Source organism: Rhodococcus sp. MALMAid1271 (assembly GCF_049195265.1).
Lineage (GTDB): Bacteria > Actinomycetota > Actinomycetes > Mycobacteriales > Mycobacteriaceae > Rhodococcoides.
This window is the reverse complement of sequence record NZ_JBMIRQ010000058.1, coordinates 142,096-158,551: the sequence shown is the minus strand read 5'-3', so window position 1 is coordinate 158,551 and position 16,456 is coordinate 142,096. Positions and strand designations below refer to the sequence as shown.

The window sequence follows — 16,456 nt, the reverse complement described above, 5'->3', positions numbered from 1 at the left end:
TCACACGTAGAAGTCCAGTTCTTCCTGATGTTTGAGCAGGTCACGCATGACATAGGCATCGTCGCCGAAGAAGTAGAGCAGTCCCCAGTGGGTGCCGAACGCTGTTCTCTTGGTGACGGTTTCCTCGACGGGTGCCGACAGATCGTTGGTTTCGTAGTAGTCGTGCCCGGTCGTCTCCTCCGGAATTTCCAAATGGCTGACGACGCGTCGTCGTGGATAGACGCCGAAACATCCGGCCACACCGGTGGCATCGACAACCTCGCGCGGGAAGAAGGCGTCGATCTCTTCCTCGGTGGTTTTCGGGTCGAACGCCAACGCCAGACCCTGATATGCGTTGAAGCCGTAGGCTCGCTCGAGAAGCTCGAAGACCTTGAAACCCGGTGGGCGGTATGCCACTTCACCGAAGTACATCTCGCCGTCACTGGTGACGAAGTACTCGGGGTGGATGAAGCCGAACTCGATGTCGAAGGCCTTGATCAGCTTCTCGATCTGCACCGTGATCTGCTCGCGGTACCGCTCGAGTTCCGGGGTCGCGGGAACGAATACCGAGTAACCGAGAGTGACGTACTCCGAGATGTTGAGGAACTTGATCTTGCCGTTGTGAATCCATGCCTCGACGGCGAATTCCCAGCCGTCGAGATGCGATTCCATCAGCACCGGAAATTCCTCGTCCGGGATCGAGTCGACCTCGTCCGGCGTGCGGATGATGCGGTGACCCAAGCAACCGGCTTTGTCGAAGGCCTTGAGGTGAATGGGGTCGTTCGGATCTCCGTCGAGTTTGAGCAGGGTCTGATTGACGCGGCGGAGGAATCGGATGACGTCCTCGCGGTCATGGGCTTCTTCGAAGATGCCCACGCGGATACCGCCCAGTTGGGCGCGACGCTTCATCAGCGCCTTGTCGCGCAGTAGCATCGCTTGACCGAACAGCCGGGGGTTGTCGAGAAGTACCGAGTTGATGGCACCGGCCCACTCGACCGTCTCCTCGTAGAGCGGAATCGCAACATCGACACCCTTGTCCTGCAGGGTCTCGGCGATCTCGAGCGAGCGGTCGTTGAGTCGCTCGAAGTTCCACGGGATGTAGGGGATGTCGTGCTCGCTGCAGTACGCCTCCGCCCACTCGGGAGCGACGACGACGTAGCGCCGATCGAACTTGTCCAGTGCTTCCACTGCGGCCAGACTCCAGCCCAGCAGGGCCACGAAACCTTTGTTCGGGTCTTTCTCCAGCCTGGTTGGCTGAGCCATGAAGTTCCTTCCCCTAGATGATTCATCGGTCGAGGTCCTTCGATCCACCGTACAGCGGCAGCATCTGCCACTGGGCACCGTATGCATGTCCGATGCTCGTGAACGCCCCGCCCGCGGGTGTCCACCACGGCATTCGAACGACAGATTCACCTCGATCGGGGACGATCGTGAACACCAACAGGTGCGGTGCGCGCCCACGAGCGAGGAGGAGGTCGGTATGGCGGTCGACAAAACCGGTGCCCAGGCCGAGGTTGCCCAGCAAGCAGATCGTTTCACGGTGTCGGTCGACGGCACGCGGGTCGGCTTCGCCGAATTCGCCGACGACGAGCAGGCGCGACGGATCTTCTTTCACACCGAGGTCGATGCGGCGTACGGGGGTCGCGGCTTGGCGAAGATCCTCGTACAGCACGCACTCGATGCCACTCGCGCCGACACCAGGCGGGTCGTTCCGATCTGCGAAATGGTCGCCAATTTCGTGGTCGAGCATCCGGAGTACGACGACATCGTCGAGCAACCCACCGACGAGATCAGACAGTGGCTGGCCGACCATCAGGGCTGACGGCGGGAATACCGTCGGACCTCGCATGGTTGGCTCGAATACACTAGTTGCGTAGTCAACTACATTGCCGAAAGGTTGCAGCCATGCCCGCAGTGACAGTCGACAACATCCTCGCTCTGCCTCGAGTTCCCGTGCTCGACCCCACGTCGACCCCGAGGCCCGTCAAGTCCGTCACGACAGCACCGACGGGGTACGAGGGCGAGGGTTTTCCGGTCCGCCGAGCGTTCGCCGGTCTGGACCTGGCCTCCCTCGATCCCTTCATCCACATGGATCAGATGGGCGAGGTGAACTATGCCCCCGGCGAGCCCAAGGGCACGCCGTGGCATCCGCATCGCGGATTCGAGACGGTGACGTACATGATCGACGGCATCATGGAGCACAAGGACTCTCACGGTGGCGGCGGCATCATCAGCGGTGGTGACACCCAGTGGATGACGGCGGGCGGAGGCATCCTGCACATCGAGGCCCCACCGGAGCATCTGGTGCTCTCGGGTGGGCTGTTCCACGGTGTCCAACTCTGGGTCAATCTGCCGCGGGAGAACAAGATGGCGCACCCGCGCTACCAGGACATCACCGGCAGCAAGGTCACCCTCGCATCGAGTCCGGACGGTGGTGCGCTGGTGCGCATCATTGCCGGTGAGATCGCGGGCCTGGCGGGGCCTGGCTCGACGTACACCCCGATTGCGCTCTCGCACAGCACGATCGCACCGGGTGCAGCACTGTCACTGCCGTGGAATCGCGATTTCAATGCATTGGTCTATGTTCTCGCAGGCGAGGGCACAGTGGGGGCGGAGAAGCGTCCGATCAGGATGGGGCAGACAGCGTTGTTCGGCCGTGGCGACACGATCGAGATGTCTGCCTCGGCTGTGGGGGACTCGCTGGAGGTGTTCGTCCTGGGCGGCAAGCCGATCCGCGAACCCGTCGCCATGGCAGGCCCGTTCGTGATGAACACCAAATCGGAAGTGCTGCAAGCATTCGAGGACTATCAGGCCGGACGGCTCGGCGTTCCCGTCGAATGATCGGTGCTGCCGTGGAACGTCCGTTCCGAGGTCCGGCACCGGACCTGCGCTGATGGATGGTCGCGGAGCGAATTTGCGGCAATCCGTTGACCTTTCGTGCGGTTATCGGTGGGTTGGCCACCGCTGCGGTCGCTGCTCTGATCGTGTTGGCCACGGTGTCTCCGGGGTACTAGCGACGGAACTCTGCGTACAGCTCCGGTAGGAAGCCTGCGAGGTGGTTCATCTCCTGTCCGCAGTGCAGCATCAGATCTCGGGCGAGATCGAGACCGAGTACGAGGTCGGTCGGATCCACCGACGCTCCCCGGCGGACGGCGCACGCCGCCTGCTTCACGTCCGGAACGTGCAACCCGCGCAGGTTCAGGTAGAAGCGGCTGCGCATCTCGGCACCGCCGTCTACCGGCCGCACCTGATGGGCCAGCCAACCCAGGTCCACCGGTGCGATGGAGCTTCCCACTCGGCCGAAGACGATCGTCTGATCCGAGGGAACGTCGAAGCCGTGCGCGATCGGATCACGAAAACCGATGCCCAGTTGCTGCAGTTTCGGCCCGACGTACTCGTCCACGAACGTCGTGTTGCCGACGTACTTGGCCTTGTCGGGTATGTCGAGCGCCGTCCGATCCTCCGCGAGAGCGGCGTACAGGTGGGCATCGGGATGCCACAGCTTGTAGCGACCGGCTTCGGTGGAATGCCATCCGAACCACCAGTCCCACATCGCTGCTGTCACCCGAGGCATCACGGTTCGTACCGCCACGAACGTCACACCGTCGGCTCTCTGCCCGTATCCGGTCTCGACCCTGGAGTATCCGGTGGGGGCGAGATCGGTTGTGATCGAGTCGAATCCGGGTACCGCATCGGGTGAGAGCGGTGGCCCCGAGTACGTATCGGTCACCACGGTAGGTGCCGGAGCTGTTCGCACTGCCATGTAATGGGCATACGGCCGATGTCGGTCGGTGTCTCGATAGCCCTGGTAGCGCTCACCGCATTCGTCTGCAGACCCCACCGCCGGTGCCGCGGCCGCCCTCGAAGCAGTCCCGAGGACGGTGACGGTCATCGCTGCTGCGGCACCCACGACGACCTGGCGTCGTGTCGGTCTCCGGTTCATGCACGACCTAATCTCAACATTTGTTGAGATTAGGTCGCGTACTCGGGCCATGTCAACGCCCTGTCAGTAGACTGCCCGGTATGACTCATGCCTCTGCCAAGGACGACGAGTCCGGCGTGCGTCGGCGCGAAGAGATTGCCACGGCCGCGATCGAGGTGCTGGCCACCAAGGGCTTTCGTGGCCTGACTCACCGAGCAGTGGATGCTGCTGCGGGACTCGGTCCGGGATCGGTGAATTATCACGCGCCCACCAGAAGTCGATTGTTGCATCTGGCGTTGGGACAACTGTTCATCCGCGATTTCGAGGTTGCCGGAGCCACGTTCGGGAGTCTGGTCGACGTCAAACCTCTCACCGTCGATGTCGTGGTGTCCCGAATCGCCGACTTCATCGATGCGATGACGACCGGTGTCGCCGCGAAACGGGTCATCGCTCGCCACATCATGCTCGGGGAGGCGCAACACGATCGTGGGGTCCGCGAGTTGTTCGACACTCAGCGAGCGTCGTTCGTCACCTTCGCCGAATGGGTCGTGGCCTCCCTCGAGTCCCAGGACCCGCAGTCGGAGGCCGAAACACTGGTGATCATGATCGAGGGACTGATTCAGCGGCAAGTGCTGATCGGTTCGCCTCTGCCTCGGTCTCTCGTGGAGCAGATGCTGCGTTCGATCGTGGGCCCCTCACCGCTGATAGCAGATCGACCCCGCTGACAGCAGATCGAGCATGGGGCGGGCGTCAGCCCAGTAGTGACCGACGCTCGGTGTGGGTGAACGTGAAGATCGTCGCGCCGAGGCTGATGAGTGCGGCGATCAGCAATACCTGAGGGCCGGTGATGACAACGCCGATGACAGCACCGATCGCCCCGCCCAACGCGAAGGACCCGAGCAGGATCGAGTAGCACAGCCAGTCGTAGTACGTCCCTCCGCCGCACAGGTGTCGCTCGATGCCCTGGCCCAGTTTGACCAACGTGCCCGTGACGTAGCTCAGCGGAATGTACGTCTCTTCTTTCTTCGTGAATGCGGTGTTGAGTGCGCCGAGTGCGAAGGCCACCAACAGAATTGGGTAGAAATTGACGGTGGCGGAGGACCAGCCGGAGATGGCGATGTCCAGCGATGCCGCTCCGGCGAGCGCGACGGTGGTCAGCACCGTCGCGCCGTGGGGATGATTGGACCAGTAGCGACGCCGGCAGATCGACGAGACGACCACGCCGGTCAGGAACGAGCCCATGAGGGCCAAGGCCGCAATCGGCGAGGCACCAGGGGCAACCTCCTTACCGTCGGGGTGGCCGAAGTGTCCGACGACGGCACGTTCGGTGTTGCCGGTCATGAACGTCACGAAATAGCCGGCAGAGTGCAGGAATGCGACGGCTCCGACCATTCCAGCGAGTCCGGACAAGATCCACGACAGTCGAGCTTCGGCACCGACGGCGGTCTCGCGGCTGATCGCCACAGGAGAAGTCATGACTCGATTCTCCGGGCATGCGGCGAACCGGCAATCTATTGAGTCAACGATCACAGGACCGACATCGTCTGCTTACTCGCGACCATTGTTCGGTGTGTCGGCGGGCCGTTCACGTCGTACCCGGCAGGCGCGGTTTCGCGCGCATCGCGGCGGGGGTGAGCCGGTTCGGGGGTTGCCTCCTCGGTGCCGATTGGGAGCACCGGTTGATCACCGTCTCGCGGAGGCCTGCACTCCAGGGTTGTCCGCCGCCGAGAATTCCGATCATTCTGCCGGAAGGGCTACCTGTGTCGTCAGGTACCTGGTAATGTCGGTAACAGGTACTGAAAGACTTTCGACGATGGAAGGAACCACGGCGATGACCAGCACACTCTCCAGGAATGACGTCCTCGAGCCCGAGGATGTGTCCGCTCGTTTGCTCGATTCCGCCGCCCAACTGTCGTACGACCCGGCCGAGGAGGTCGACTGGGAGGCCGATCTCGATCCCTCCCTCTACGGACTCAACCCCGAGTGGAGCACGCTCTACGGCACGAAGCTGTGGGACGAGATGAGCGAGGAGCAGCGCATCACGCTCACTCGTCACGAGGTCTGCTCCATCATGAGCACCGGCATCTGGTTCGAGATGATCCTGCAGCAAATGGTCCTGCGTGATCAGTACTGCAAGGACTCGTCGAACTCGGATTTCCAGTTCGCGCTCACCGAGATCGCCGACGAATGCCGCCACTCGATCATGTTTGCCCGCGCCTGCCAGAAGATGGGCATCAAGGCATACCTGCCGCGCCGTTCGAGTATCGAGCTCGGCCGCGGCTTCAAGGCTCTCGCCTCGGCCGAGGTGGCCTACGGCGGCATCCTCGTCGCCGAAGAGGTCCTCGATGTGATGCAGCGCGACTGGATGCGCGGCGAGAACGTACTGCCTCTCGTGCGCACCACGAGCAAGATCCACGTCGTGGAAGAGTCGCGGCACATGACCTTCGCTCGCGCGCAGATGCGCGAGGAGATCGCCCAGAAGAGCCCGGCCCGCCGCAAGGCCAGTGCCCTCGTCGTCGCGATCGCTGCTCGTCTGATCGTGTCCAACATGGTCAACAAGGAGGTCTACGCAGCGGCAGGTCTCGATGTCGACCGCGCGGTGAAGGAAGCGAAGAACAACGCTCACCACCACACGATGATGCGCACTTCGAGCGAGCATCTGATGGCGTTTCTTCTCGATTGCGGTTTGATCACCAAGCCGGCCGAGATGATCTACCGTCGACTGCACATGCTCTGACAGCGCTTTTCGAGGCCGTGAAGGACATCTGAGAACCCATGCCGTTCGCGATCACGCAGAACTGTTGCAACGACGCATCCTGCCTGTCGGTGTGCCCGGTCAACTGCATTCACCCGACACCCGACGAGCCGGACTTCGGTAAGACCGAGCTGCTCTACATCGATCCGCGTTCGTGCATCGACTGCGGTGCCTGCGCGGATGCATGCCCGGTCGACGCGATTGCACGCGTGTCTCGGCTGACGCCGGACCAGCAGATCTACGCCGACATCAACGCCGATTACTACAAGGACAAGCCCGCCGTGGCGGAGTGGGGCGCGCCTCGGTTCCCGGTGGCGACGGTCAACGATCTGCCGCCGATCGACATCGCCATCGTCGGGACCGGACCGGCTGCCTGCTACACCGCCCAGGCGCTGCTGCGCGTGCCTGGCACCGAAATCACGTTCTACGACCGGCTGCCCACCGCGGGCGGTCTCGCCCGCTACGGCGTCGCTCCGGATCATCTCGGTACGCGGCGCATCAGCGAGCATTTCCGGGGAATTTTCGCGCATCCGCGGGTGACCATGAAGCTCGGAGTGGAGGTCGGCAAGGACGTCGACCATGTGGAACTGGCTCGAAAGTTCGATTCCGTCGTGTACGCCGTCGGGGCCGACAAGGATCGAGCGCTCGAGATTCCCGGCATCGACCTCGACGGTTCGGTCAGCGCGCGCACCCTGGTGGGTTGGTACACCGGTCATCCAGATGTGCCTGCAGACGCGATCGACCTCACCGGCGTGGACCGGGTCACCATCATCGGAAACGGCAACGTCGCCCTCGATGCGGCCCGCATCCTCACCGCGGACCCGGATCAGCTCGAAGGAACCGAGATCGCCCCACATGCGTTGGCCGAATTGCGTCGCCACCGGGTGTCGGAGGTCGTCGTCCTGGCTCGGCGGGGGCCGGAGTTCGCGGCCTTCACCCGTTCGGAGTGCAAGGCCCTGGTCGATCGCCCCGGTGTCGATGTCGTGGTGGCGGGACCCGATGGAATCGTCGAGGCGCTCGATCGGCTTCCACTGTCGGCTTCGGCGTCGGCGTTGGCCGGTGTTCCTCGCGTCGAGTTGGGTTCGGGGGCAGGAGTGGAGCCTGCGGAACGACCCGGAAAATCAGGAGTGGAGCCTGCGGAACGACCCGGAGATGTATCACGCAGCCGTATCGTTTTCGCCTTCGGTCGGGCACCGGCTGCTCTGCATGGCGAGGACTCGGTGCACGCCATCGAGTTCGGTGTCGGTGAGCATGCCGTGACGTTGCCGACCGAGCTGGTTCTCTTGGCCATCGGATATCGCGGAACCCCGGCACCGGGTGTTCCGTTCGACGACATCACGGGCACCATCTGCAACGTCGGAGGGCGTGTCACTGCCGCGGACGGCAGCCCGGTTCCTGGCTGTTACGTGGTGGGTTGGGCCAAGCGTGGTGCCACCGGCGGCATCGGCGACAACAAGATCGATGCAGAGGAGACGGCCGAAGCTCTGTTGGCCGATGTCCCCACCCGAGGCTCTGTGCGTCCGCGTGGTTGGTACGGAAAAGTGAGTGCGGCTCTGGGCGATCGGGTGTCGAGAGCGCGCTGACCAGTCGAGGGCTGTTCGGTTCTGTTCACATTGTGTAGCAGCCGCATTCGAGTCTGAGCATTTTCGGCGCGCTGTGCGCCGCGCAGGGTTACCGTTGAGTATGGCTGAACGGGGGGCCAAGCCCCAGGTTTCTTTCGTACGACGGACGATGCTGCGCGCAGTCCGGTCATTGTTCAATCCTCTTCGTCCCGACGACTACTTGTCGATGATCAATCCGCTGTGGACCACTCGCGAGCTTCGGGGGAAGGTCGAGCGGATCGTTCCGGAGGGGTCGGAGGCGGTCTCGGTGTACATCCGTCCCGGTTTCGAGTGGGCCGGTCACACGCCCGGGCAGTACGTCCGGCTCGGTGTGTTGATCGACGGTCGGTACCACTGGCGGGCGTATTCCTTGACCTCCGATCCGGACCCGAAAGACGGGCTGGTCAGTGTCAGTCCCAAGCTGGTGCCCTCGGGCACCGTCTCGCCGTATCTGGTGGGCACCATCAGAACCGGCGATATCGTCCGGCTCAGCGAGGTGGAGGGCGAGTTCACTCTGCCGAGTCCTGTTCCGGACAAGATGGTGTTCATCAGCGCGGGCAGCGGCATCACCCCGATCATCAGCATGTTGCGGTCCCTGGACCATCACGATCAGGTTCGCGATGTCGTGGTGGTGCATTCGGTGCACAACCGTGAGCAGTTGATGTTCGCCGATACCCTCGACCAACTCGAGGCCAAGCACGACGGGTTGACGGTGAAGCTGCGGATCACCAGCGACGAGGGGCGAATGAAAGCGTCCGAATTGGACGAACTGGTCCCGGATTGGCGTGATCGAGAAGCATTCTGCTCCGGCCCTGGCGAGCATCTGGACGATCTGCGCTCGTACTGGAAGGACCAGGGCGATTACGACCGCTTCCATCACGAGAGTTTCCAGCCGGTCATCGGTGGTGGTGACGATGCGGGTGAGGGCGGCACCGTCAAGTTCCTCAACAGCGAGAAGGAAGTCGAATGTGACGGCGGCACAACAATTCTCGCCGCGGGTGAGGAAGCCGGCCTGGATCTGACCTTCGGCTGCCGAATCGGCATCTGTCACACCTGTGTCGGCACCCTGAAAAAGGGACGTTTACGTGACCTGCGTAACGGGGATGTCTCCGAACCTACGGGGCAGGCCGTTCGGATCTGTGTCAATACTGCTGAGGGCGACATCGAAATCGAACTCTGATCAACACATCGAACAGGGGAATGTATGACTATCGACGAAACCACCAGGCGTACCGATACCAGTGATGAGCCCGTGAGCCCACTGGCGCACCTGAGTGACGAGACCATTGCCGAACTGGCCAAGGAGTTCGACGCCATCCACGACGAGGTGTACGCCAGCCTCGGGGACAAGGACCGTAAGTACATCACCTCGGTGATCGCCGCTCAGCGCCAGCTGCTCGTGGCGGGCCGAGTGCTGTTGCTGGGGTCCACCAGCAAGCCCGCATGGCTGGCAGGCACCGCATGCCTCGGTATCGCGAAGATTCTCGAGAACATGGAAATCGGTCACAACGTCATGCACGGCCAGTGGGACTGGATGAACGATCCGGAGATTCACTCCTCGGTGTGGGACTGGGACACCGCATCCACTGCCAGCTCGTGGAAGCACTCGCACAACTACGTTCATCACACGTACACCAACATTCGCGGTAAGGACAAGGATCTCGGATACGAGATCATGCGCATCGATCCGCGGCAGGAGTGGCATCCGGCGTATCTCGCCCAGCCGCTCTACAACCTTCTGCTGATGGCGTTCTTCGAGTGGGGTGTTGCGCTGCACGATCTCGATATCGAGGCCATTCGTCGCGGTGACAAGCCCGTCAAGGACCTCATCGAGGACCTCAAGGGAATCGGCGTCAAGGCGCGTAAGCAGTTCGTCAAGGACTACGTGGGTTGGCCGCTGATCAGTGCCGGTGCGTTCGCGCTCGCGCAGGTGGTCTCGGGTGGTCGCCTGTCCGAGAGCAAGAGGTCGAGGCTCGCCTCGAAGCTGCGGTCGTCGACGCGATTCGGTAAGAACCGTCGCGCGGCATCGTTGCTGGACAGTCGATTCAGCGGGGTCGAGAGCACGTTCCTGTCCACGTTGGCGGCCAACTTCACGGCCAACATCATCCGCAACGTGTGGTCGCACGGCATCATCTTCTGCGGTCACTTTCCTGATCAGGCGTACACCTTCAGTCAGGAAGAGGTGGAGAACGAGACCCGAGGCGGCTGGTACGTCCGTCAGCTCGTCGGAGCGGCCAACATCGACGGCGGCCCATTCTTCCATCTGATGAGTGGCAACCTGAGCTACCAGGTCGAGCACCATCTGTACCCGGATATGCCCAGCACCCGTTACTCGGAAGTGGCTCCCAAGATCAAGGACATCTGCGAGCGCTATCAGCTGCCCTACAACTCGGGACCGCTGATGCAGCAGTACGGCATGGTCCAGCGGACCATCGCACGGTTGGCCTTCCCCGGTGGCAAGGTTCGGCCCAAGCCCGGCCCTTACCGTCCCGAGGAGAGCTGGCGTCGTAAGTTCGCCGAGGGTGCCACCAAGGACAGTGAGGCCGCGAAGACGCGTGGCCGCGTACCGTCCGGTCACCCCGCGGCCGGACCGGAGCACAACTCCGGCGGTGTCGACGTTCAACCGCCGCCCCGCGGCGACGACTGACGTACCCCCTCGAGCTCTACCCGACCGCGGCCACCCGATCACCGGGTGGCCGCGGTTGTTTCGTTGTGGTTTCGCCTCGAGTCGGCCTCAGGCGGTCCTCAGGGTTCGCCGGTACCGTCTGGTCACAGGGGCGTGACGTCGGTGTCAGCGGGTTTCGAGAGACAGAGGTGATCGCGTGTCCGTGGACCACAACAGAGATGTGTTCGACAGTGCTCGGGTGGCAGCGGCGTACGTCGAATACGCCGGTCCCACCGATGGTTTTCTCGACCGAGGGGAGGCTGCAGCGTTGGTCGCTGCGGCCGGGGTCTCGCGCGGAACACCGGTGCTGGACGTCGGTGTCGGCAGCGGTCGAACCACGGCGATGCTGCGGCTGATGAGCGAGAGCTATGTTGCGATCGACTACGCGCCCACCATGGTCGATGCCTTTCGGCGGAATTTTCCGAACGTGCAGGCGTACGTGGCCGACGCGCGCAATCTGGAGAACTTCGCGGACGGCGAGTTCGGCCTGATCGTCTTCAGCAACAACGGAATCGATACCGTCACCCATGAGGAGCGGGGTCGAGTTCTCGCAGAATTTCACCGAGTCCTCGGTGCGTCGGGAATGGTGGTGTTCTCCACCCTCAACCGCAACGGACCGTCCTTCGGGGAGACTCCGTTTCAACTCAGCCGGCCGACCCAGCCCTTCACGTTCTCACCGAAACGGGCCGTGACCGCGGCCGGACGCCGACTACTCGATCCTGCCGGAGTTGTTCGCAGCGTGAGGAATTGGTGGTCGGGAAGGACCCGCGTCGACGACCGCGGCACGTGGGCCACCGCTCCACTCGCCGCCCACGACTTCGCGCCGTTCATGCACTTCACCACCGTCTCGGATGTGCGGGCACTGGTGACCGAGGCGGGTTTCACGATCGTGGAGATCTTCGCCGACGACGGGTCGATAGTCGAGCCCGACGCGGTGACGAGTTCGGCCGACAATTTCACCGTCGTCGCGCGTAAGTAGTTCTCGCGCAAGCAGGTCCTCAGCGTAGTCGTTCGAGAGCCTCGGTCATCTTCTCCACCGTCTCGGGTGCGACCTTCGCTTCGAATCCAGCCTTGAGGAATGGACCGGCAACCTTTGCGGCACCGTTGAATTCGACGCGAGCGTGGTAGTCGATTCGGGTCGACTGCGGCCCCTCGTCCGTCAGAGTGATGTCGTCGACACTCGTGGCGGTCTTGTTCTCACCTTCGAAGACGATGTGGTTCGGTTCGTCGGTGACCAACGTGTAGGTCAGCTCGGTGGTGATCCCGAACAACTTCGAGACGTTGTGCCACTGCGTACCCGCGGCGACTGGGCCGTCGGACACTTGTCTGCAGCTCTGGGTTCCGGGATCCCACTCCGACGCGTGGGCGAAGTCCCGGAGATACGCGGCGGCGTTCTCGCGCGCGACCGCAACGGTGAAGGTTCTGGTGACGTCGACCATCGTGTTCTCTTTCTCGTCTGGGTGGGTCAGTTCTCGACGGTGACGCCGAGATGGTCGGCCAGTCGCCCCATGGTGCCGACGATCTGCTCCTCGGTCACCCGGGGAAAGCCCGCCGCCGCCCGAAACTCCGGGTCGGTGACGCGGGACCAGTCGTAGACCTGGGTCAACGCAGTACGGTCCTCGGACAAGTCGTCGAGTTCCCACGACCATCGCGTACCGCGAGGCTCCATGCCCTGGCGTCGGGGAATCCAGCCGATGCGTCGGTCCTGTTCGAAGACGAAGACGGTGTTCTCCATGACGTACTCGCCCAGCTGCGGCTGATACATCTGCATCGCGAAGGTGTCACCCACCTCACGCATCGGCACCGGGTCGATCGCGCCGCGGAGCATCTCCGAGCCGTCGACAGCAGCGTGAACCTCGGGGTTGGCCAGCGCTGTGAACACCGATGCCGGGGGTGCGGTAATCACGCGGCGGACGGTCAACTCATCGGTCATGGGGTTACGCCTTCCGGTGGTGGCATGGTTGTCTGGGTCTACCCGGGCGGGCACAGATGGAAACTGTGGCTCGGGTTTTGCCTCGCAGTGGACACAATGACGAAACACGACCGCCACGTCGCGTTCGTACAGTCGCCCCGTCGGACTCCGCACAATCCAGCTGCGGAGCGCACACCGTGTCGAGGGGTAGCCATGAGTGGAAATGCCGTCCGCCTGCAGGCGATCAAAGACGTCGAGGCCTATGTACCGCCTGCGGTCAGCTTCGTCGGAGACGAGAAGCCGGGCGAGATCTTCGGTGAGAACGTCTTCAGCAAGGTCGTCATGCAGAAGCGTCTGCCCAAATCGGTGTTCAAGTCGGTGATGGCGACGATCGACAAGGGCAAGAAGCTCGACCCCATGGTCGCCGACGCGGTCGCGTCGGCGATGAAGGACTGGGCGCTCGAGAAGGGCGCGACGCATTACGCGCACGTGTTCTACCCCCTCACCGGGTTGACGGCCGAGAAGCACGACAGCTTCTTCGACCCCGTCGGGGACGGCAGCGCACTCGCCGAGTTCGCAGGCAAAACGCTGATTCAAGGCGAGCCCGACGCATCGAGCTTCCCCAACGGCGGCCTGCGCAACACGTTCGAGGCCCGTGGATACACCGGCTGGGACGTCACCAGTCCCGCATACGTGCTCGAGAACCCGAACGGGAACACCCTGTGCATCCCGACGGTGTTCGTCTCGATGACCGGCGAAGCGCTCGACCACAAGACGCCGCTGTTGCGATCGCAGCAGGCAATGGGCGCTCACGCCGAGCGGATCCTGAAGCTGTTCGGGCACGAGGACATCGAGAACATCGTCTCGTTCTGCGGGCCGGAGCAGGAGTACTTCCTGGTCGACCGCCACTTCTTCCTCGCTCGCCCCGATCTGCTCAATGCCGGTCGCACCCTGTTCGGTTCGAAGCCGCCCAAGGGCCAGGAATTCGACGACCACTACTTCGGCGCCATTCCCGAGCGAGTGCTCGGCTTCATGATGGACACCGAGCGTGAGCTGTTCAAGCTGGGAATCCCGGCCAAGACTCGGCACAACGAGGTTGCGCCCGGACAGTTCGAGATCGCGCCGATGTTCGAGCGCGGCAACATCGCAGCAGATCACCAACAACTGCTGATGACGATGTTCAAGACGATCGCCAAGAAGCACGGCATGGAGTGCCTGTTCCACGAGAAGCCCTTCGAAGGCGTCAACGGCTCGGGTAAGCACGTCAACTTCTCGCTCGGAAACTCCCAGCTGGGATCGCTGTTGGTGCCCGGCGACAATCCGCACGACAACGCGCAGTTCCTCGTCTTCTGCGCCGCCGTTATTCGCGCGGTGCACAAGTACGGCGGTCTGTTGCGCGCCTCGGTGGCGTCGGCGACCAACGATCACCGACTCGGTGCCAACGAGGCACCGCCCGCGATCATCTCGATCTTCCTGGGCGACCAACTGGCCGACGTCTTCGACCAGATCGCCAAGGGCGCAGCCACGTCCTCGAAGGGCAAGGGCACCATGATGATCGGTGCCGACACTCTGCCGGTGTTGCCGACAGATCCGGGCGACCGCAACCGGACGAGCCCGTTTGCGTTCACCGGCAACAGATTCGAGTTCCGCGCACCCGGTTCGATGCAGACCGTCAACGGCCCCATGGTCACGATCAACACGATCATGGCCGAGGCGCTCGATTACATGGCGACCAACCTCGAAACTGCTGTCGCCGAGGGCACCGACTTCGACACCGCGGTGCAGAACCTGCTGACGGAGATCATCACCGAACACGGGGCAGTGGTGTTCAACGGCGACGGCTACTCCGACAACTGGCAGATCGAGGCGAAGGCACGCGGCTTGCCGAACCTGCGGACGACGCTCGACGCGCTCCCGGAACTCGTTTCGGAGTCGGCGATGGAACTGTTCGAGAAGTACAAGGTCTTCAACCACCGAGAGATGCACTCGCGCTATGAGGTAGGACTCGAGCAGTATGCGCTGACGGTGTTCGTGGAGGCGCGTCTGACCCTCGAGATGGGGCAGACCTCCATCCTGCCCGCGGCGGTGCGATACCAGACCGAGTTGGCGCAGAACGTCAGTGCACTCTCCGGTGCCGGAATCGACCCGGACATGTCTGCGCTGCAGGCGGTCTCGGAGCCGCTGTCCGAGCTGCGAAGCGCGCTGGCCACCTTGAAGGCCGCGCTCGAGGCCGATCCGGGCGGTGAGGCTCTCGCCGAGGCCACTCATGCCAAGGAAGAACTGCTGCCTGCGATGGCGGCAGTACGATCCGCTGCGGACATCCTCGAGGCGATGGTGGCCGACGATCTGTGGCCGCTGCCGACGTATCAGGAGATGCTCTACATCTTGTGAGTGCGCTCCACGTTCCACTTGTGTAGTTGCGTGAGCAATATCTCGAGGCGGAATAGCTTCATGGTTCTCGTGGGTTCGGCGTAGTGACGCACGTTGTGCACGCCCGTGAGGAGAAGAGATCCATGAAGTTGTTTTCCCCGATGACCCTCGGTGACCTGAAGCTCGACAACCGCCTGGTGATGGCCCCGCTCACGCGAATGCGTTCCGGGCCAAGCGGTGTGCCGGGCCCGCTGGTGGTCGAGTACTACAGGCAGCGGGCATCTCTGGGTCTGCTCGTCAGCGAGGGCACCTACCCGAGCCGGGCCGGTCAGGGTTTTCCTGGTCAGCCCGGCTTGGTGACCGATGAGCAGATCGAGGGCTGGCGCACCGTCGCCGACGCAGTGCACGCCGACGGCGGGGTGATCTTCGCTCAGGTGATGCACGCAGGCCGCGTCACTCACGAGGCGACGACCGGCGGCCACGAGGTCGTCGGGCCCAGCGCGATCGCGATCGACGGCCGGACTCATACCTACGAGGGCAAGAAGCCGTACCCCACCCCGCGAGCATTGCGCGAGGACGAGCTGCCGTCGGTCATCGAAGAGTTCGTGCAGGCGTCGAAGAACGCGGTTGCCGCCGGAATGGACGGCGTGGAGATCCACGGTGCCAACGGTTACCTGCTCCACGAGTTCCTCTCGCCTGCATCGAACATTCGGGAAGATGCCTACGGCGGCGCGCCGGAGAATCGAGCGCGATTCGTCGCCGAGGTCGTCGAGGCAGTGGTCGCGGCGCTCGGTGCGGGCCGGGTGGGTATTCGGATCTCGCCGGCGCACAACATTCAAGACGCGCTCGAGACGGACGCCGAGGATGTGCGTGCCACCTACCGAGCGTTGGTGGATCGAATCGCACCACTCGGTCTTGCGTATCTCAGTGTGCTGCACAAGGAACCGGCGGGCGAACTCGTCCAGGACCTGCGGCGGGCGTTCGGCGGCACGGTACTGGTCAACAGCGGATTCGGTGAGATCACCAGCCGCAACGAAGCACGATCGCTGCTCGACGAGGGAATCGGCGACGCTGTGGTCGTCGGCCGTCCGGCGATCGCCAACCCCGATCTCGCCTACCGCTGGCGCGAGGATCTGCCGCTCAACGAGCCGGACCAGAGCACCTTCTACACCGATGGTGCCCAGGGGTACACCGACTATCCGGCCCTGCAGCACTGACGAACGCCCCGGGCACGCGGAAAGCGATGCGTGCC

The 16,456-nt window shown here is 63.2% G+C and carries 15 protein-coding genes; 10 read left to right on the top strand and 5 right to left on the bottom strand.

Going from position 1 to position 16,456, the window contains the following annotated elements; genetic code table 11:
• The gene (locus tag ACOQFP_RS07265) at window positions 1-1,242 is read right to left on the bottom strand and encodes an ATP-grasp domain-containing protein (RefSeq protein ID WP_206492159.1); all 1,242 of its coding nucleotides are present in this window, start codon (window positions 1,240-1,242) and stop codon (window positions 1-3) included.
• A 217-nt stretch (window positions 1,243-1,459) separates the two neighbouring features.
• On the opposite strand from ACOQFP_RS07265, the gene ACOQFP_RS07260 reads away from it, so the two are divergent.
• Entirely contained in the window at window positions 1,460-1,801 is a 342-nt protein-coding gene (locus ACOQFP_RS07260) for a GNAT family N-acetyltransferase (RefSeq protein WP_421583895.1), read from the top strand.
• Between the two features lie 83 nt (window positions 1,802-1,884).
• Window positions 1,885-2,820 carry a pirin family protein gene (locus ACOQFP_RS07255; protein WP_421583894.1) on the top strand — a complete coding sequence of 312 codons (936 nt, stop codon included), beginning with the start codon at window positions 1,885-1,887 and terminating at the stop codon, window positions 2,818-2,820.
• A 169-nt stretch (window positions 2,821-2,989) separates the two neighbouring features.
• On the opposite strand, the gene ACOQFP_RS07250 is transcribed toward ACOQFP_RS07255, so the two are convergent.
• Window positions 2,990-3,922, bottom strand: coding sequence for a DAPG hydrolase family protein (locus tag ACOQFP_RS07250; protein ID WP_241257374.1), 933 nt, complete (start codon window positions 3,920-3,922; stop codon window positions 2,990-2,992).
• Window positions 3,923-4,002: 80 nt separating this feature from the next.
• On the opposite strand from ACOQFP_RS07250, the gene ACOQFP_RS07245 reads away from it, so the two are divergent.
• Entirely contained in the window at window positions 4,003-4,626 is a 624-nt protein-coding gene (locus tag ACOQFP_RS07245; protein ID WP_341245282.1) for a TetR family transcriptional regulator, read from the top strand.
• Window positions 4,627-4,651: 25 nt separating this feature from the next.
• On the opposite strand, the gene ACOQFP_RS07240 is transcribed toward ACOQFP_RS07245, so the two are convergent.
• Window positions 4,652-5,377, bottom strand: coding sequence for a YoaK family protein (locus tag ACOQFP_RS07240; protein WP_206492163.1), 726 nt, complete (start codon window positions 5,375-5,377; stop codon window positions 4,652-4,654).
• A gap of 355 nt (window positions 5,378-5,732) precedes the next feature.
• On the opposite strand from ACOQFP_RS07240, the gene ACOQFP_RS07235 reads away from it, so the two are divergent.
• The 5 genes from ACOQFP_RS07235 to ACOQFP_RS07215 all read left to right on the top strand — a co-directional run bounded on the left by ACOQFP_RS07235 (window position 5,733) and on the right by ACOQFP_RS07215 (window position 11,901).
• Window positions 5,733-6,638: an AurF N-oxygenase family protein gene (locus tag ACOQFP_RS07235; RefSeq protein ID WP_206492164.1), complete on the top strand. Its 906-nt coding sequence runs from the start codon at window positions 5,733-5,735 to the stop codon at window positions 6,636-6,638.
• A 38-nt stretch (window positions 6,639-6,676) separates the two neighbouring features.
• Window positions 6,677-8,239 carry an FAD-dependent oxidoreductase gene (locus ACOQFP_RS07230; protein WP_421583893.1) on the top strand — a complete coding sequence of 521 codons (1,563 nt, stop codon included), beginning with the start codon at window positions 6,677-6,679 and terminating at the stop codon, window positions 8,237-8,239.
• A 100-nt stretch (window positions 8,240-8,339) separates the two neighbouring features.
• Window positions 8,340-9,437, top strand: coding sequence for a ferredoxin reductase (locus tag ACOQFP_RS07225; protein ID WP_206492166.1), 1,098 nt, complete (start codon window positions 8,340-8,342; stop codon window positions 9,435-9,437).
• A gap of 24 nt (window positions 9,438-9,461) precedes the next feature.
• The gene (locus ACOQFP_RS07220) at window positions 9,462-10,904 is read left to right on the top strand and encodes a fatty acid desaturase family protein (RefSeq protein WP_206492167.1); all 1,443 of its coding nucleotides are present in this window, start codon (window positions 9,462-9,464) and stop codon (window positions 10,902-10,904) included.
• A gap of 181 nt (window positions 10,905-11,085) precedes the next feature.
• Window positions 11,086-11,901 carry a class I SAM-dependent methyltransferase gene (locus ACOQFP_RS07215; RefSeq protein WP_421583892.1) on the top strand — a complete coding sequence of 272 codons (816 nt, stop codon included), beginning with the start codon at window positions 11,086-11,088 and terminating at the stop codon, window positions 11,899-11,901.
• 19 nt (window positions 11,902-11,920) lie between these two features.
• On the opposite strand, the gene ACOQFP_RS07210 is transcribed toward ACOQFP_RS07215, so the two are convergent.
• Window positions 11,921-12,361: an SRPBCC family protein gene (locus tag ACOQFP_RS07210; protein WP_206492169.1), complete on the bottom strand. Its 441-nt coding sequence runs from the start codon at window positions 12,359-12,361 to the stop codon at window positions 11,921-11,923.
• Between the two features lie 26 nt (window positions 12,362-12,387).
• On the bottom strand, window positions 12,388-12,855 hold the full coding sequence (locus ACOQFP_RS07205; RefSeq protein WP_206492170.1) for an SRPBCC domain-containing protein: 468 nt from the start codon (window positions 12,853-12,855) through the stop codon (window positions 12,388-12,390).
• A 192-nt stretch (window positions 12,856-13,047) separates the two neighbouring features.
• On the opposite strand from ACOQFP_RS07205, the gene ACOQFP_RS07200 reads away from it, so the two are divergent.
• Together ACOQFP_RS07200 and ACOQFP_RS07195 are read left to right on the top strand one after the other, a co-directional pair.
• Window positions 13,048-15,225, top strand: coding sequence for a glutamine synthetase III (locus tag ACOQFP_RS07200; RefSeq protein WP_421583891.1), 2,178 nt, complete (start codon window positions 13,048-13,050; stop codon window positions 15,223-15,225).
• 122 nt (window positions 15,226-15,347) lie between these two features.
• A complete protein-coding gene (locus ACOQFP_RS07195) occupies window positions 15,348-16,421 on the top strand; it encodes an alkene reductase (protein WP_421583890.1) in 1,074 nt (357 codons plus the stop codon).
• Window positions 16,422-16,456 lie beyond the last annotated feature (35 nt).

Coding starts and splice junctions, on each gene's coding strand:
- ACOQFP_RS07265 (WP_206492159.1), bottom strand. CDS start 1,242: ATGGCTCAGCCAACCAGGCTGGAGAAAGACCCGAACAAAGGTTTCGTG.
- ACOQFP_RS07260 (WP_421583895.1), top strand. CDS start 1,460: ATGGCGGTCGACAAAACCGGTGCCCAGGCCGAGGTTGCCCAGCAAGCA.
- ACOQFP_RS07255 (WP_421583894.1), top strand. CDS start 1,885: ATGCCCGCAGTGACAGTCGACAACATCCTCGCTCTGCCTCGAGTTCCC.
- ACOQFP_RS07250 (WP_241257374.1), bottom strand. CDS start 3,922: ATGAACCGGAGACCGACACGACGCCAGGTCGTCGTGGGTGCCGCAGCA.
- ACOQFP_RS07245 (WP_341245282.1), top strand. CDS start 4,003: ATGACTCATGCCTCTGCCAAGGACGACGAGTCCGGCGTGCGTCGGCGC.
- ACOQFP_RS07240 (WP_206492163.1), bottom strand. CDS start 5,377: ATGACTTCTCCTGTGGCGATCAGCCGCGAGACCGCCGTCGGTGCCGAA.
- ACOQFP_RS07235 (WP_206492164.1), top strand. CDS start 5,733: ATGACCAGCACACTCTCCAGGAATGACGTCCTCGAGCCCGAGGATGTG.
- ACOQFP_RS07230 (WP_421583893.1), top strand. CDS start 6,677: ATGCCGTTCGCGATCACGCAGAACTGTTGCAACGACGCATCCTGCCTG.
- ACOQFP_RS07225 (WP_206492166.1), top strand. CDS start 8,340: ATGGCTGAACGGGGGGCCAAGCCCCAGGTTTCTTTCGTACGACGGACG.
- ACOQFP_RS07220 (WP_206492167.1), top strand. CDS start 9,462: ATGACTATCGACGAAACCACCAGGCGTACCGATACCAGTGATGAGCCC.
- ACOQFP_RS07210 (WP_206492169.1), bottom strand. CDS start 12,361: ATGGTCGACGTCACCAGAACCTTCACCGTTGCGGTCGCGCGCGAGAAC.
- ACOQFP_RS07205 (WP_206492170.1), bottom strand. CDS start 12,855: ATGACCGATGAGTTGACCGTCCGCCGCGTGATTACCGCACCCCCGGCA.
- ACOQFP_RS07200 (WP_421583891.1), top strand. CDS start 13,048: ATGAGTGGAAATGCCGTCCGCCTGCAGGCGATCAAAGACGTCGAGGCC.
- ACOQFP_RS07195 (WP_421583890.1), top strand. CDS start 15,348: ATGAAGTTGTTTTCCCCGATGACCCTCGGTGACCTGAAGCTCGACAAC.